At 70.6% G+C, this 15,228-nt stretch carries 16 protein-coding genes and 2 pseudogenes; 12 read left to right on the plus strand and 6 right to left on the minus strand.

Going from position 1 to position 15,228, the window contains the following annotated elements:
* Positions 1-12: 12 nt before the first annotated feature.
* From OG218_RS09070 to hisD (OG218_RS09080), 3 genes are read right to left on the minus strand one after another with little or no spacing between them, the layout of a single operon-like run.
* Positions 13-816 carry an HpcH/HpaI aldolase family protein gene (locus OG218_RS09070; protein ID WP_328292890.1) on the minus strand — a complete coding sequence of 268 codons (804 nt, stop codon included), beginning with the start codon at positions 814-816 and terminating at the stop codon, positions 13-15.
* Complete coding sequence (locus OG218_RS09075; protein WP_328292891.1) at positions 816-1,583, minus strand: SDR family NAD(P)-dependent oxidoreductase; 768 nt, start codon at positions 1,581-1,583, stop codon at positions 816-818. The genes OG218_RS09070 and OG218_RS09075 overlap by 1 nt, the downstream gene beginning before the upstream one ends.
* Positions 1,580-2,905: a histidinol dehydrogenase gene (hisD, locus tag OG218_RS09080; protein ID WP_328292892.1), complete on the minus strand. Its 1,326-nt coding sequence runs from the start codon at positions 2,903-2,905 to the stop codon at positions 1,580-1,582. The genes OG218_RS09075 and hisD (OG218_RS09080) overlap by 4 nt, the downstream gene beginning before the upstream one ends.
* Positions 2,906-3,039: 134 nt before the next feature.
* On the opposite strand from hisD (OG218_RS09080), the gene OG218_RS09085 reads away from it, so the two are divergent.
* The 3 genes from OG218_RS09085 (at position 3,040) to OG218_RS09095 (ending at position 6,337) form a co-directional block, all read left to right on the plus strand.
* Positions 3,040-4,035 (plus strand): LacI family DNA-binding transcriptional regulator, encoded by a 996-nt coding sequence (locus OG218_RS09085; protein WP_328292893.1) that lies wholly within the window; start codon positions 3,040-3,042, stop codon positions 4,033-4,035.
* 112 nt (positions 4,036-4,147) lie between these two features.
* Positions 4,148-5,128 (plus strand): ester cyclase, encoded by a 981-nt coding sequence (locus OG218_RS09090; protein ID WP_328292894.1) that lies wholly within the window; start codon positions 4,148-4,150, stop codon positions 5,126-5,128.
* A gap of 30 nt (positions 5,129-5,158) precedes the next feature.
* Positions 5,159-6,337, plus strand: a complete 1,179-nt coding sequence (locus tag OG218_RS09095) for a cupin domain-containing protein (RefSeq protein WP_328292895.1) — start codon at positions 5,159-5,161, stop codon at positions 6,335-6,337.
* Positions 6,338-6,346: 9 nt separating this feature from the next.
* Here OG218_RS09095 and OG218_RS09100 read toward each other — a convergent pair whose 3' ends face one another.
* Complete coding sequence (locus OG218_RS09100) at positions 6,347-7,273, minus strand: LysR family transcriptional regulator (protein WP_328292896.1); 927 nt, start codon at positions 7,271-7,273, stop codon at positions 6,347-6,349.
* A 79-nt stretch (positions 7,274-7,352) separates the two neighbouring features.
* Between OG218_RS09100 and hisD (OG218_RS09105) the strand changes: the two genes are divergently transcribed.
* The 3 genes from hisD (OG218_RS09105) to OG218_RS09115 all read left to right on the plus strand — a co-directional run bounded on the left by hisD (OG218_RS09105) (position 7,353) and on the right by OG218_RS09115 (position 10,393).
* Complete coding sequence (gene hisD, locus OG218_RS09105; protein WP_328292897.1) at positions 7,353-8,678, plus strand: histidinol dehydrogenase; 1,326 nt, start codon at positions 7,353-7,355, stop codon at positions 8,676-8,678.
* Positions 8,679-8,697: 19 nt separating this feature from the next.
* Complete coding sequence (locus OG218_RS09110) at positions 8,698-9,513, plus strand: nitrilase-related carbon-nitrogen hydrolase (protein ID WP_328292898.1); 816 nt, start codon at positions 8,698-8,700, stop codon at positions 9,511-9,513.
* A gap of 685 nt (positions 9,514-10,198) precedes the next feature.
* Positions 10,199-10,393, plus strand: a complete 195-nt coding sequence (locus OG218_RS09115) for a hypothetical protein (protein WP_328292899.1) — start codon at positions 10,199-10,201, stop codon at positions 10,391-10,393.
* Positions 10,394-10,455: 62 nt separating this feature from the next.
* Here OG218_RS09115 and OG218_RS09120 read toward each other — a convergent pair.
* A pseudogene (locus tag OG218_RS09120) lies at positions 10,456-10,695 on the minus strand (IS30 family transposase); the annotation flags it as partial.
* 236 nt (positions 10,696-10,931) lie between these two features.
* Between OG218_RS09120 and OG218_RS09125 the strand changes: the two are divergent.
* A pseudogene (locus OG218_RS09125) lies at positions 10,932-12,197 on the plus strand (IS256 family transposase).
* Positions 12,198-12,213: 16 nt separating this feature from the next.
* Here the strand turns inward: OG218_RS09125 and OG218_RS09130 are convergent.
* Positions 12,214-12,375, minus strand: a complete 162-nt coding sequence (locus tag OG218_RS09130; RefSeq protein WP_328292900.1) for a hypothetical protein — start codon at positions 12,373-12,375, stop codon at positions 12,214-12,216.
* A gap of 288 nt (positions 12,376-12,663) precedes the next feature.
* Between OG218_RS09130 and OG218_RS09135 the strand changes: the two genes are divergently transcribed.
* From OG218_RS09135 to OG218_RS26610, 5 genes are all read left to right on the plus strand, one after another.
* The gene (locus tag OG218_RS09135) at positions 12,664-13,194 is read left to right on the plus strand and encodes a hypothetical protein (RefSeq protein ID WP_328292901.1); all 531 of its coding nucleotides are present in this window, start codon (positions 12,664-12,666) and stop codon (positions 13,192-13,194) included.
* Between the two features lie 388 nt (positions 13,195-13,582).
* Entirely contained in the window at positions 13,583-13,882 is a 300-nt protein-coding gene (locus OG218_RS09140; RefSeq protein WP_328292902.1) for a hypothetical protein, read from the plus strand.
* Positions 13,883-14,077: 195 nt separating this feature from the next.
* Positions 14,078-14,272: a hypothetical protein gene (locus OG218_RS09145; RefSeq protein ID WP_328292903.1), complete on the plus strand. Its 195-nt coding sequence runs from the start codon at positions 14,078-14,080 to the stop codon at positions 14,270-14,272.
* Positions 14,269-14,805 carry an IS3 family transposase gene (locus OG218_RS09150; protein ID WP_328292904.1) on the plus strand — a complete coding sequence of 179 codons (537 nt, stop codon included), beginning with the start codon at positions 14,269-14,271 and terminating at the stop codon, positions 14,803-14,805. Before OG218_RS09145 ends, OG218_RS09150 begins: the two co-directional genes overlap by 4 nt.
* Before the next feature lie 223 nt (positions 14,806-15,028).
* Positions 15,029-15,187: an IS3 family transposase gene (locus OG218_RS26610; protein ID WP_442906474.1), complete on the plus strand. Its 159-nt coding sequence runs from the start codon at positions 15,029-15,031 to the stop codon at positions 15,185-15,187.
* The last annotated feature ends 41 nt before the right edge of the window (positions 15,188-15,228 follow it).

The raw sequence follows: 15,228 nt of genomic DNA on the forward strand, positions 1-15,228 counted from the left end.
CCGTTCCCGGCGTCAGGCGTGCGGGACGAGGAGTTCCGTGAGGTGCGCCATGAGGGCGTGCGCGAGGTTGTAGACCACGATCTGCGCACCGTCCTCGAACGCCGCCGACGCCCGCTGGGAACTCCCGACGATGTCCACCCGGAGTTTCCCGCCGGCCGCGACGGCCGCGTTGACCCGGGCGATCGCCGCGGGGACCGGCAGGTCGTCCGGACCGGTGGCCGCGGCGAGGTCGGCGGGTCCCACCATGATGCCGTCCAACCCCGGGGTCGCGACGATCTCCTCGACCGCACCGACCCCGGCGGGGGACTCGACCATGCCCAGGACCAGGGTGCGGCGCAACAGGTCTGCCAGGTGCGTCCGGGCGTCCGTGGTGCCGAACCGCCCGGCCCGCCCGTACGTCGCGAAACCCCGCCGACCTACCGGTGGGTAGTGCGCGGCGGCGACCACCGCGGCCGCCTCGTCGGCGCTGTCGACGTGCGGGGCGAGGATGCCCTCGGCCCCCTGGTCGAGGACCCGCAGGACCATTCCCGGGTCGTCGCTGCCGACCCGCACCAGGACGGGAACCCCGTGCAGCGCGGCGCAGGCGATGTGCTGGCGCAGCGCCAGCACGTCGGCTGGGCCGTGCTCACAGTCGATCAGCACGAAGTCGTGACCGGCCACGCAGACCATCTCCACGAGTTCCTCCGCGGGCATCCGCAGCAGCACCCCGAGCAGACGTTCGCCGGCCTGTGCGCGCTCGCGCAACGACGTGTCGGCGCGCTCGCGCAACGACGTGTCGGCGCGCTCGCGCAACGACGTGTCGCGCAGCGCCGCCATCACGCCACCATCCCGGCGGAGAGGTCGACGTCGGCCCCGCACATGCCGGGCATCGCGAGCATGGCGAGCACGGCCCGTCCGACCTCCTCCTCGGTGACCATGCGCCCCAGGGCCGCGCGCGAGACGAACGCCTCCTCCGCGACCTCGACCGGGACCCCCCGACGTTGCGCCTCGAGCCGGAGGTTGCGTTCCATCCGCGGTCCGAGCACGGGCCCGGGCGAGAGGGAGTTCACGCTCACCCCCGCCGGACCGACCTCGAAGGCCAACGTCGAGGTGAGTCCGAGGACGGCCATCTTCGACGCGCAGTACGGGGTGCGGTTCGCGAGCGGGCGCTTGCCCGAGACCGACGCGAGGTTGACGACGTCCCCGGCCCCCCGCGCGACCATCGCCGGCAGGAAGGCGCGGCACAGCAGGAACGTTCCCCGCACGTTGACGTCGAACACCGCGTCCCAGTCGTCGACGGAGATCTCCGTCAGGGGGGCCACCGGCCCGGGGACCCCGGCGTTGTTCACCAGGACCGAGATCTCCTCCTCCGCCAGTTCGGTCCGCAGGCGCTCGACCGCGGACTCGTCGGCGACGTCGCAGGACGCGGTGCGGGTGCGCTCCCCCAGCCGCCCGGCGACCTCGGCCAACCGGCCGCGGTCGCGTCCCACCAGCACGACGCGCGCGCCGGCCCCGTGCAGCGCGGTCGCGATGGCGGCCCCGAGACCGCTCCCGCCGCCGGTGACCAGCGCGGTCCGGCCGGTGAGGTCGGTGAGGTCGGTCACGGCGTCCCCGTCCCGACCGCGAGCGCGTCCTCGATCCAGTCGAAGCGGCGGCCGGTGTGCTTCCAGGCCCGGACGTCGCCGGAGCGGGCGTGTCCCTCGAAGAGCTCCACCCGCGCGGCACGGCCGCAGACCTCCCCCAGCCGGGCCGAGGACGCTGGGTCGCTGATCTCCTGGTAGGTGACCGTGCGCAGGTACTTGCCGACCCACAGACCTCCCGTGTAGCGGGCCGCGCCCAGCGTGGGCAGTACGTGGTTGGTGCCGATCACCTTGTCGCCGTAGGAGACGCAGGTGTTCTCCCCGAGGAACAGCGCGCCGTAGTCGTGCATCTTCACCAGCGCCTCGCGCGGTGCGCGGGTGAAGACCTGCACGTGCTCGAAGGCGAAGGAGTCCGCCAGCGCATACGCCTCGTCGAGGTCGTCCACCACCAGCACCTGACCCCAGTCGCGCCAGGCCGGTCCTGCGTAGTCGGCGGTCGGCAGGCCGGGCAGCAGCCGTTCGACGTGCTCGAGCACCCGCTCGCCCAGCGCGCGCGAGGTGGTGATGAGCACCGCGGGCGACTCGGGACCGTGCTCGGCCTGCGAGAGCAGGTCGACCGCGACGAGGAAGGGGTCGGCGGAGTCGTCGGCGACGACGAGGATCTCGGTGGGTCCGGCGAACAGGTCGATGCCGACCTCCCCGAACAGCTGCCGCTTCGCCTCGGCGACGTAGGCGTTGCCGGGACCGGCCAGGAGGTTCACCGGGGCGATGCTCTCCGTGCCCAGGGCCATGGCCGCGATCGCCTGCACCCCACCGAGGACGTGGATCTCGTCGGCCCCGGCGAGTTTCATGGCCGCGACGGTGGCGGCCGGGACCTCACCCCGGATGGGTGGGGTGCAGGCCACGACGCGGGGCACGCCCGCCACCTTGGCGGTGACGATCGTCATGTGCGCGGACGCCGTCAGCGGGTACTTCCCCCCGGGGACGTAGGCGCCGACCGCCTGCACGGGCACGTGCTTCTGTCCGAGCCGCACTCCGGGCAGGGTCTCGACCTCGAGGTCGACGAGGGAGTCGCGCTGGGCCTGGGCGAAGGTGCGCACCTGGTCCTGGACGAACCGGATGTCCTCGATCACCTGGGGGTCGAGGCCGGCCACGATCTCCTCGACCTGGTCGTCGTCGAGCCGGGAGGGTCGCGTCCAGCCGTCGAACTGCTCGGCGTAGCGGCGGACCGCGTCGTCGCCCTCGCGACGGACAGCGGCGACGATCGTCCCCACCCGCTCGGCGACGTCGGCCTGGGCCGTGTCCGCGAAGGACTTCGTGGGGGCGCTCTTGAGCTGCAGGGGCATCGTCGGACCCTCGTTCCGTCGTGGTGTGCAGGGGTTTGCGTATACGTATGCTCGAACTGCGTCTACGTATACCGGACCGAGGCACCCGTCGGCTAGACTCCAGCGGTCGCAGCGGGTCGCGGAAGGGTTCACCCATGGCAGTCACGAGCCGCGACGTCGCCCGTGTGGCCGGCGTCTCCCAGCCCACGGTCTCCCGGGCCCTGCGGGACGACCCCCGGCTCTCGAACGCCACGAAGCAGCGCGTCCGCGAGGCCGCCCAACTGCTCGGGTACGTGCTCAGCGACGCCGGCCGGGCCCTGTCCTCCGGGCGCACCCGGCGCATCGGGTTGCTCGTCACCGACCTGAACAACGAGTTCTACCACCACATCATCGCGCCGGTGCACCACGAACTCGAGAGCCGCGGGTACCAGCTCCTGCTGCACACCGAGTCCGACGACAACGGGAGCGTGGTGGACCGCCTGCTGGCGAACGGGATGGACGGGGTCGTCCTGGCCACGACCACGATCGACTCCACCGCCCCCCTGCGGTTGCGCGACCGGGGGCTGCCGTTCGTCTACCTCAACCGCACCAGCACCCAGGTCGACGCCGACGCCACGGTCGTGGATCCCGTGCCGGGCTTCACGGCTGCCGTCCGCCGCGCGGTCGAGTTCGGCCACCGCCGGGTGGGCGCCGTGCTCGGACCGACCAACACCAGCACGGGACAGAGCCGGGAACTCGCGCTGCGCTCGGCCCTGGCCGACCACGGCCTGCCCCTGGAAACGCGGTACGTGCGCCGCGGCCCCTACGACACCGCCGTCGGCGACGCCGCGGTGAGCGAACTGCTGGAACTGCCCGAACCTCCCACGCTGATCTTCTGCGGCAACGACGTGGTCGCCTACGGCGCCCTCAACGCCGCCGGCCGCACCGGCGTGCACGTCCCCCGGGAGGTCTCGATCGTGGGTTTCGACGACCTCCCGCCCGCCGCCTGGCCGATCGTGCAGCTCTCGACCATCGCCTACGACTTCGAGCAGATGGCCCGCGAGGCGGCCCGGCTCGCCGTGCGCCGCATCGAGGATCCAGGAGCCCCCCTGTCCCACACCACGTTCACCACCACCTTCGTCGAGCGCGGAACCCTCGGAACCACGGGCTGACCCCCCGAGCCACCGTGCGCAACCCCTTGCACCGGTTTGTGCATACGCATACGCTCAGCGTCGTGGTGGGCGCAGCAGCCCACCGCGACCACCGACGAAGGGATGCTCCCCAGTGGCTCTCGATCCGGTCGCGTACGCGCCGTACGCGGATCCCGACGACTTCATCCGCGAGGTGACCGACCTCATCTGGGTCGACCGCTCCATCAGCTTCATCCGCGAGAACTACGAACCGGACTCGATCGTCCACGGCGCCTACGGGACTTCCACCACACGGCAGGAGGTGATCGAGGGGACGCTGCAGCGCATCTCGGCGGACCCGGACCGGACCGGCCAGGCCGAGGACGTGGTGTGGGAGGCGCGGGGCCAGGACGCGTTCCTCAGCTCCCACCTCGTGCTGTCGGGGCACCTGCACACCTCCGCGCACAGCCGCACCATCGCCAACTGCCTCTACCGACGCGGCCGCATGGTCGAGGAGTGGGTCGTGCGCGACTCCCTCGCCGGCGCGCTGGACCTGGGGCTGGACCTCGACGAGCTCGCCCGGGCCCAGACCTTCCGCGGGTACACGGGTTCCTGGACCCAGCCCGCACCGGTCGACGTCGTCGCCGCGGGCGACTCCGGCCCCCGTCCGGACGAGCACCGCCCCGAGGTCGAACGCGTCCTGGAGATGATCCGGACGGTCTGGAACGACCGCGACCTGCAGAAGGTGGAGGCGTTCTTCGCACGCGACCTCGTCCTGCTGACCGTCGGCAACCAGGTCGTCATCCGTCCCGAGGGGTACCGCCGGGCCCTGCTGCGGTTCCTGGAGTGCTTCCCGGCGGGGCAGTTCGAGGTCCGCGACGTCCAGACCAACGACGACGTCCGCTACGCCGGGCTGCGGGTCGCGGTGACGTGGAAGTTCGTCGGCGACTACACCGGCGCCCCCACCTACGGTCCGCGCACGGGGAAACCCGTCGACGTGCTCGGGATCTCGCAGTTCACGTTCCACCGCGGCGCTCTCGTCAAGGAGGTGCGCCTGTACGACGACATCGCCCTGCGCACCCAGATCGCGGCCGCCCGCGGCGACGGCGACACCGTACCCGTCAACATCTACTGAGAATCCGTACTCCCTCTGGAGGAGGAACGCATGACCACCACCGAGCACGTGCGCCCGGAACTGAGCGACGTCACCGTCGGGGCTGCGGAGATCCAGCGCCGCACCGTCCGCAAGAGCGACTGGGTCCCCTGCAACGCGGCCTTCATCGACTGCCGCACGCCCGGCTCCGACCGCAAGGAGAACTACGCCTTCATCGGCGGCGGCGTCTCGCAGAACGCCTCCCAGTTCATCAACCTCACCGAGCCGCACGGTTTCAACACCGGGGCCGCGGGGATGCCGAACGGCATCTCCAACAACCTGCACCTGCACTTCACCGCAGAGGTGTTCGTCAACCTCGGCGGCGAGTTCCGCCTGCGCTGGGGTGTCGATGGGCAGCAGGGCGAGTACGTCAGCACCGACGGCGACGTCGTCTCGGTCCCGACCTGGATCTTCCGCGGGTTCACCAACGAGGGACCGGACGACGGGATCCTCTACACCGTGCTGGGCCGCGACGTGACCGGCGGGATCATCTGGGGTCCCTCGGTGCTGGAGGAGGCCGAGTCCCACGGCCTGCACCTGACGGCCGACAACCGGCTGATCGACACCGTCGCGGGCGACGCGCTGCCCGAGGGCGTCGCCCTGATCACCCCGATGAAGACGCGCTACATCGACGAGCTGACGTCCTACTCCGTCGAGGAGATGCGCCGTCGCGTCGTGCAGCCCGGCGACCGCGTCTACAGCCGAAACGCGTTGCTGTGCGCGACGTTGCCCGGCGGGGCGGCCGAACTGGCCCTGGTCATCGGGTACGGCATGACGCAGGACCGTCGCCAGACCCCGTCGATCACCGAACCGCACTCGTTCAACCTCGCCTGGGTCCGGGCCGTGGCGGAGGAGGGTCTGCTGCTGCACCGCCACGACCGCAACCAGGCCCTGCTGGTGAAGTCCGGTCGCTGGTCGGTGACCCTCAACGGCGATCCGGCCACGGCGATGGAACTCGGCGTGGGCGACTCGTTCTCGGTCCCGCCGGGGGCCTGGCGCGCGTTCCGCTGCGTGCAGGAAGGTCCGGACGGCCCGGGTGAACTGCTGGTCATCAACTCCGGTGACGACCGCGTCTACCTGGAATGGGCTCCCGAGGTCGTCTACGCCGCCCGCCGCACCGATCGGATGATCGACCCCAACGGCTACCTCGCGCCGGTCGGCGTCATGGTCACCGCCACCGAGGACGACTGACCGCCCCGTTCAGCCGGGCCAGGCCTCGCCGGCCCCGTCGGCGTCGTGCGCGAGCAGGCGTTGACGGGCCAGCCGGACGAGTTCGCGCGTGGCCGGCGACAGGGCGATCCCCTCACGCTGCACCAGGGCCACGACGTCGTGCAGCGGGGTTTCGAAACCCACCGTCCCGAGCCCCGGGGGGAACGCCGCGCTGTCCACCACGGCCCGGCTGACGAAGGTGTCGCCGATCCCCCGCGCCACGAGGCCGAGCGCCGCCTCGACGTGCTCGACCTCGATGAGGGGTTCCAGCCGGACGCCCTCCAGCCGCGCGCGGTCGGCGAGCTGGCGACGCGTCGGGTCCCGCCAGCCGTGGTGGGCGTCGTAGAGGACCAGCGGCGCGGCGGCCAGGTCGGCCATCGTCACCGGACGCCGCAGTCGGGCCGGGTCCGCGCTGACGTAGCGGACCTCGTCCCGCAGGACGGGGGTGACCGTCAGCCCGGCGTCGTCGACGGGCAGGACGACCAGGCCCGCCTCGATCTCCCCCGCGGCCACGGCGGCCGCCACCGCCACCGAATTCAGCCCCACCAGCCGCACCCGGACCGCGGGGTGGCGCCGGTGGAACTCCGCGACGAGGTCGGAGAGCAGGTAGTAGTCGGCGTTGCGCAGGACCCCGAACGTGGCGACCCCGCCGCCCAGACTGCGCAACGCCCGCACGGCGTCGCTCCCGGCGTCGGCCGCGGAGACGGACTGCTCCGCGAAGGGCAGGAGCTGCTCACCCGCGCCCGTGAGGACGAGCCGCCTCGGCCCGCGTGTGAACAACGCGATCCCGTGCTCCTCCTCGAGCCGCCGGACGAGTTCGGAGGCCGAGGCCGAGGCGATCTCCAGGTCCACGGCCGCCGCGGTGAACGATCCCGCCCGGGCGGCCGCGAGGAAGGCCCGGAGCTGGTTCAGCGTCACGATCGACAGGGTAGTCCTGCGGGTACCGGAGGATCTCCGGGTCTTGTCCTGAGGGTCGCGCAGTTCCTAGCCTTCCCGCATGCAGTTCACCCCCGCCGTCCTCTCCGCCCTCGCCGGCCGGTTCTCGCCGGTGAAGGTTCCCGCCGTCCAGACCCCGCCCGCCCAGCGCGACCCCGCGGTCGCCGCGCGCGTGTCCGGGATGCTCGCCGACATCGAGGAGGGCGGGCTCGACGCCGTCCTGCGCTACGCCGCGGAACTCGACGGCTACGACGGCAGCGACGGCAGCGCCGTGGAACTCGACGCCGACACCATCGCCCGCAGCGGCGAGCGCCTGCCCCCCGAGCTGCGCGAGGCGATCGAACTCGGTGGTGAACGCACCCGGGCCTTCGCCGCGGCCCAGCGCGCGCACCTGAGCGACTTCTCCGTGGAGCTGACCCCGGGCCTGCTCGTGGGCCAGCGCTACGTGCCCGTGGGCCGGGTGGGGGCCTACCTGCCGGCCGGGCGGTTCCCGCTGACGGCGAGCGCGTTCATGACGGTGGGCGTCGCCAAGGTCGCCGGGGTTCCCTCCGTCGTGGCCTGCACCCCGCCGCAACCCCACGGCGGCGCCAACGACGCCGTGCTGTACGCCGCGGCGGTCTCCGGGGTCGACCGGGTGTTCGTCCTCGGCGGGGTGCAGGCCCTGGCCGCGATGGCCTTCGGCCTCGTCGGCGAGGGCCCCGTCGACATGCTCGTGGGAGCCGGCAACGCGTTCGTCGCGGAGGCCAAGCGCCAGCTGTTCGGCACCGTCGCGATCGATCTCCTCGCCGGTCCCTCGGAGGTCGCGGTGCTGGCCGACGACAGCGCCGACCCGGTCCTCGTCGCGGCCGACCTGCTCGGGCAGGCCGAGCACGGTCCGAACTCCCCCGCGGCATTGGTGACGACGTCACGGGAACTCGCGCAGGCCGTCGTCACCGAGGTCGACCGGCAGCTCGGGGGGCTCGCGACGCGCGACATCGCCGGTGCCGCCTGGCGCGACCACGGCAGCGTGACCTGGGCCGCGGACCGCGAGACGGCCGCGACGCTCATGGACGACCTGGCCCCGGAACACCTCGAGGTGCTGACGACCGAGGACGACTGGTACCACGACCGACTGACGAACTACGGCTCGCTCTTCCTCGGGGAGTGGTCGACGGTCGCCTACTCCGACAAGGGCATGGCCGGGACCAACCACACGTTGCCGACGGCTGGCGGCGCCCGGCACAGTGCCGGGCTGTCCGTCGCGCGCTACCTGAAACCGCTGACGTACCAGCGGATCTCGCGCGAAGCCACGCCCGACCTCGCGACGGCGGTCCAGGTGATCTCCGACTCCGAAGGCATGGCCGCGCACAGCGCCACCGCCACCCTGCGCACCGCCCGCTGGCGGTGACGCGGTGCACGGAGCGCGCATGACCACCTCCGTGGTCCGGATCGCCTGCCACAGCTCCGCCCCCCGCATCGCCGACCTGGCCGCCAACACCCGGGACGCGCGGGCCGCCGTCCGCGCGGCGGTGGACGCCGGGGCCGACCTCGTCGTCCTGCCCGAGCTCGTCACGTCCGGGTACGTGTTCGCCTCGCCCGAGGAGGCGGCGGGGGTGGCGATCACCCGCGACGACGAGGTGTTCGCCGGCTGGGCCGAGGAGGCGGCGCGCGGGGACGCGGTCGTCGTCGGGGGTTTCTGCGAACGCGGGGAGGACGGTCTGTACAACAGCGCCGCCGTCGTCGACGCGTCCGGTGTCCTGGCCGTGTACCGCAAGGTCCACCTGTGGGACGAGGAGAAGCGGTTCTTCCGGCCCGGCAACGCCCTGCCGCCCGTGCTGACGACGCGGGTCGGCGCGATCGCCCCGCTGGTCTGCTACGACCTGGAGTTCCCCGAGTTCACTCGCGCCCTCGCGCTGGCCGGCGCGGAACTGCTGGCCGTCCCGACGAACTGGCCCCTCGTCCCGCGCCCGGCCGATGAACGTCCGCCCGAGGTCGTCATCGCCATGGCCACGGCCCGGGTCAACCGGGTCGTCGTCGCGTGCTGCGACCGCACCGGGACCGAACGAGGCCAGGAGTGGACGGCGGGAACGACGGTCGTGGGGGCCGACGGGTGGCCGGTGGCGTCGCGCGACCACGAGGGTCTGCTGCTCGTCGACGTCGACCTGGCGCCGACGCGCGACAAGCAGCTGACCCCTCGGGCCCACCTGTTCGACGACCGACGACCGGACGTCTACCCGGCGTGATGTCCCCCTGGGTCACGTCCCCGACTCGACGGGGACCTGCGCCCTTGCCGACGTCGGAGCCGACCGGGAGGCCCACCGCGGCGAGCAGCAGGACCTCGAACGCTGCCGGCGGCGGCGCTGGGCGAGACGGTGGAGGCAGGTCACGACGACCGTCCCGAGGACCTGACCCACCCTGCTCAACTACCGCAAGGACGGCCTGGCGTTCTAGAACCAGGTCGCGGTGAGTCCCATCTTCGGTCCGGGCGGCGAACTGACCCACTTCGTCGGCATCCAGACCGACGCCAGCGGCCGAGTCGCCGCAGATGAAGCCCGAGATGCCGCCCTCGCCGCTGAGAAGAGCGCACGGGCCCAGGCTGATGCCGCCCGGGCCCAAGCCGACGCCGCGCGCGAGGTCGCCCACCGCGCACGAACGCAAGCTGAGACCGCCCGACGGCAGGCCGAAGCCGCCCGAGGACAAGCCGAACGGCCCGCACCCAAGCCGAGGAATCCCGCGCACTGGCCGAGCGCTCGCGTGGGCAGGCCGAGCAGTCCCCCGCCGTTGCCGAGGAACAATGGACTGTTCCCGGATTCGTAGGCACGGGATCAAACTGCGAGTTCGGCGATCTCCTCGATCTTTTGACCGCCTTGAGGAGCTGCCCGCAGCCTTGGAGGCGCACTGGTCCGTCGAGCCGGCCCGAGGTGCGCGATGAGCGCCCTGCAGGCCCCGGAGCGACGTGGCAGCGGGTGGTTCACTCTCGCCCTCGTCTGCGCTGGCGTGGGCCGCCTGGCGAGCCTGTGGCTATTGGCGCAGGCCATTGTGGCCGACGCGGTGTGGCTGCCGGCTGCGTGGCTGATCGCGGTCAACGTGTTCATCGGTGGACTGGCCTGGCGTCAGCGCTGAGACGCACAGAAGCCCCAGGTGGTGTATCGGCGGATTCTTGTGGTCCTCGCAACACCGTATGGTTAGACGGTCGTCAGTAGATCACGCAGACGCTCGGCTGGGTTCTCCCAGCCGAGCGTTTTGCGTGGGCGGCCGTTGAGCTGTTGTGCGACGTGCTCGAGGTCTGCGGCAGTGTGTAGCGACAGGTCGGTCCCCTTGGGGAAGTACTGGCGCAGCAGGCCGTTGGTGTTCTCGTTCGACCCGCGTTGCCACGGCGAGTGCGGATCGCAGAAGTAGACCGGCACCCCGGTGGCGAGACTGAAGAGCGTGTCAGATGGTCTGTGTAAGAGGCGTTGCCAACACGCTGGCGTGAAGCCGGCGAGAGGAGACCTCGATGAGCACCAGCACCAACACCGCAGGACGCCTGGCACGAGCCCTGGACAGGGCCGAGCAACAGTTGCAGCCTGAGGCCGTGCCCAAACGCCGACCCGACCCCCGCGAGGCGACGCCTGCCGCCGCGTTGCGGCGGGAGTTCCTCGGCGACGACGTCATCGATCAGATGATCGCCCAGGCCGGTCAGGGCGGTGTCGCGTTGACCGGCGAGGGCGGGTTCCTGCCCGAGCTGATCCGCCGTGTCCTCGAACGCGGGATGGCCGTCGAACTCGATGACCACCTCGGCTATGAGAAGGGCGACCCCGCCGGTCGGGGGACGGCGAACTCCCGCAACGGCTCGACACCGAAGACGGTGGCCACCGAGGTCGGGGACGTCGCGTTGGCGACCCCTCGGGACCGGGCGGGGACGTTCGAACCGCGGTTGGTGCCGAAGGGCGCCCGGCGTCTGGGTGGGCTCGAAGAACAGATCATCTCCCTCTACGCCGGTGGGATGACGGTCCGCGACATCCAGGCCCACTTCAACCGGACCCTGGGCACCGACCTCTCACACGAGACGATCGCGAACGTCACCGACGCGGTCCTGGAGGAAGTGAAAGCCTGGCAGTCGCGCCCTTTGGATGAGGTGTGGCCGGTGCTGTTCCTGGACGCCATCGTCGTGAAGGTCCGTGACGGTGGCCAAGTCCGTAACCGTCATGCGCACATCGTGATCGGTGTCGACACCGATGGTGTGAAGCACGTCCTGGGGATCTGGGTCGATGCCAACGAAGGTGCGAAATTCTGGGCCGGGGTGTGTGCGCAGCTGGCGAATCGGGGCGTGCGTGACGTCCTGATCGCCTGCTGCGACGGGCTCGTGGGTCTTCCGGAGGCCATCGAGGCGACCTGGCCGAAGGCGGTGGTGCAGACGTGCGTGGTGCACTTGATCCGGGCCGCGAACCGCTACGTCGCTGACAAGGACCGCAGAGCGTTCTCCGCGGGGCTGAAGACCGTCTACACCGCTGCTGACGCGGCCTCGGCGCGGATCGCGTTCGAGGAGTTCACCGAGTCCGCGTTGGGCCGGAAGTACCCGGCGGCGATAGCGGTGTGAGAGCGGGCGTGGGAACGGTTCACCCCGTTCCTGGACTTCCCACCAGCCGTCCGTCGCGTCATCTACACGACGAACTCGATCGAGTCGTTGAACTACCAGCTCCGCAAGATCATCAAGAATCGGGGTCACTTCCCCTCCGACGACGCGGCGGTGAAGCTGTTGTGGCTGGCGATCCGCGATATCGAGGACAAGCGGGCCCGGGCGCGGGAGAAGGACCGCGGCAAGCCCGCCAACCAGCGCTCAGGGCCAGCGAAACTGATCGAGGGTGCCGGCACCCACGGCTGGAAGATCGCGCTGAACCAGCTCGAACTCATGTTCCCCGACCGTCTCGATGGTCACATCAACTGACGAACTCAACAGTCACTTACACAGAAGTCTTGACAGGCTCCCAGCTCTCGGTGACGCCAAGCAGTTCAGCGACCTGCGCGCAGGTCATCAGGGTTGGAGCCGGCGCGCCGCCCAGGTGCTCGACGAGTGCGGACACCTGCTCCGTGAGGCGCGCGACGTGCTCGGTCAGAACCAGCACGGGGTCCCGCTGGTAGCCGTCATAGGGCGCAGTCACAACGCGGAAGATCCTGTACTGCCCGTATTGGTGTCGCCGTGACACGCCGCGTTCGGCAGAGGCCGACTGCAGTGCGTCAAGACTTGCCGCGGACGTCGAGGTCCGTGGTTTGTCTCCCGATGGTGAAGTTGATCTTCGCGCTGGCGGCGCTGGGCGCCCCCCGGAAGGGGGTGACGCAGGTTGTGACGTTTCGTCACCTTGCACCGATGTACCTGCAACGCTCAGTGGCAGTCCAACTACCCAGGAGCCCCCGTGTCGAAGACCCCCAAGGCGCCGCTCACCGTCGAGCAGGCTGCGAAGCGCAAGCGCACGAACAAGCGGATCCTCATCGGCGCTGGAATTTTCATAGCGTTCTGCGTCGGTGCCGCAGCTGGCGGCGGCGGAAGCGACGACGCTTCCGCCGATGTGGCAGGTAGCGCTCCGACCGCCACCGTTACGGTGACCGCCTCTTCGGCCGCCGAGCCCGTAGCCGCTGCAACTGTGACCGCGCCCGCTGCAACCGTGACCGTCACCGCAGACGCGCCAGCGCCGGCCCCCGCCGCTGTCCAGCAGGCCAGCGGAAAGAGCGTCGGGAACGGCGACTGGCTCGTGGGTAGCGACGTGGAGCCGGGGACCTACAAGTCCTCCGGAGTCGACGGCAGCCTCTGCTACGCCGACACCAGCGACGGGAACGGGAACATCAACCAGCAGGAGGTCACCCCTGAAGGCCCGACCATCATCACCGTCTCCGCCAAGGACAAGGTGTTCTCCGTCAGTGGCTGCGAGGACTTCGTCCTGCAGTGACCTCAGCGGTCCCGGTCAGCGCGCTTCTCCTCGAGCCAGATGCGGAACTCGTCGGTAGCCCGGTACGTCGTGACCTGGCGGGGCAGGTCCCACGGCTGGGCAGGCGGGTGCTCCTCGACGACGGGAACCGTGGTCCCCCGCAGTGACGTGAGGATGACACCCAGCAGTGGCGCCGGCTCCTCGCCCCACCCGAGCTCGAGGAGCCGGGCCCGGTCCCCGTCGGTGAGTCGCGCCCACCAGTGCCCCCAGTCGTGCCCGGCCCACCAGTCATCCGGGTGGCATCGAAGAGCGCGGGCATGGGCCCAGGATGCGGCACGGTGGCCGGGCGAGGTTGAGCGGGCTGGGCCGTAGGGGGAACTTCCCCGGCCTGACCTGCGAGCATCGATGCATGAGCGACAAGCCGACCCGGGAACACCTCCAACGTGTCCTGCAAGAGGCGAAAGCGAGTAGCGCAGGCGGTCAGGCCGATCTTGACGACCTTCGACGCGCTGCGATGCTGCAGAAGATGGTCGAACTGCAGGAGAAGGCCAAAGCGATGGGACTTGATCACATAGCCGTCAACGCGCAGGTCGCCATCAACGAGATGAAGGCCGCAGAGGACGCACTCCGGGCAAGCCTGAGCGCGGCCGATGAAGCCCACGACCTCGGATTGAAGATCCTCATCCAGAAACGGGACGACCAGGACTAACACGGCCGGAGCTTGACCCGGTTTTCCGGACACCAACCTGAGGTGATGATGTCGCCCAGAGAGGAGTCCTACGATGCCCCGACCCCACCCGCCGGAGTTCCGTCAACGCGCCGTGCAGCTGGCCCAGCTGCGTGAGCAGCCGATCGCCAAGATCACCGCTGACCTCGGCGTCAGCGAGTCTGCCTGCGACGCTGGGTGCGCCTGGCCGAAGGCGGCAGCAGGAGCGCCGGCGGTCGCGCCGGGTCAGACACCGCTGCCGCGCTCGACGCCGGCGAACACGCTGAGCTGATCGAGCTGCGCCGTAGGACGCGGGTGCAGGCGATGGAGATCGACATCCTCAAGCGGGCCAGCGCCTACTTCGCCCGGGACGTGCTGCCGGACCCAAAATGATCTTCCCGCTGGTCCACGACCTTGCCGGCGACGGTCTACCCGTCGCGGTGACCTGGCGGGTGCTGGGCGTCTCTCGCTCGGGCTACCACGAGTGGCGCGACCATCCCGCGTCGGACCGCTTGAGGGCGGATGCGGCACTGACCCAGACGATCGTCGAGGTCCACGCCTCCTCTCGGGCCACCTACGGCGCGCCGCGGGTGCCCGCCGAGCTGCGCCTGGGCCTGGACCTGGACCTGGACCTGGGTATCGCCTGCGGACGCAAGCGCATCGCCCGGCTGATGCGCGCGGCCGGCCTGGTCGGGGTCTGTCACCGCCGCAAACGCTCCGGCGCCAAGCCACTACCGGCCCCGCACGAAGACCTGGTGCGGCGCCGGTTCATCGCCGAGGAACCCAACCGCCTCTGGGTCTCGGACATCACCGAGCACCCCACGAGCGAAGGCAAGGTCTACTGCACCGCCATGGTCGACGTGTTCAGTCGATGTGTTCAGTCGGATGGTGGTGGGCTGGTCCGTCGCCGATCACATCCGCGCTGAACTCGTTGCTGAACTCGTTGTCGATGCCCTCGAGATGGCCTGTTGGCGACGTCGTCCGCAGCCGGGAATCATCGTCCAGGCCGATTGAACCCGCCCAGTACACCTCCTGAGTTTTCGGCACCGGCTGCGGGCGGCTGGTCTGCTGGGTTCGATGGGCCGGGTCGCCTCCAGCGTCGACAACGGGCTGATAGAGATTTTCTGGTCGACGATGTAGCGCGAGCTGCTGGACTGCCGCGCCTGGGCCACCAGGGCGGAGCTGAGCTCGGCGGTGTTCGAGTGGATTGAGGCGTTCCACAACCCGCGCCGGCGTCACTTCGGTATCGGCTACCTCAGCCTCGTCGAGTACGAAGCCCTTCACACCGCAGCGACTGCTGCGGCATGATCAAGCCACCCACCTGCCCGGGAAACCGGGTCAAGCTCCAC

The sequence above is a fragment of the Kineococcus sp. NBC_00420 genome (assembly GCF_036021035.1).
GTDB lineage: Bacteria > Actinomycetota > Actinomycetes > Actinomycetales > Kineococcaceae > Kineococcus.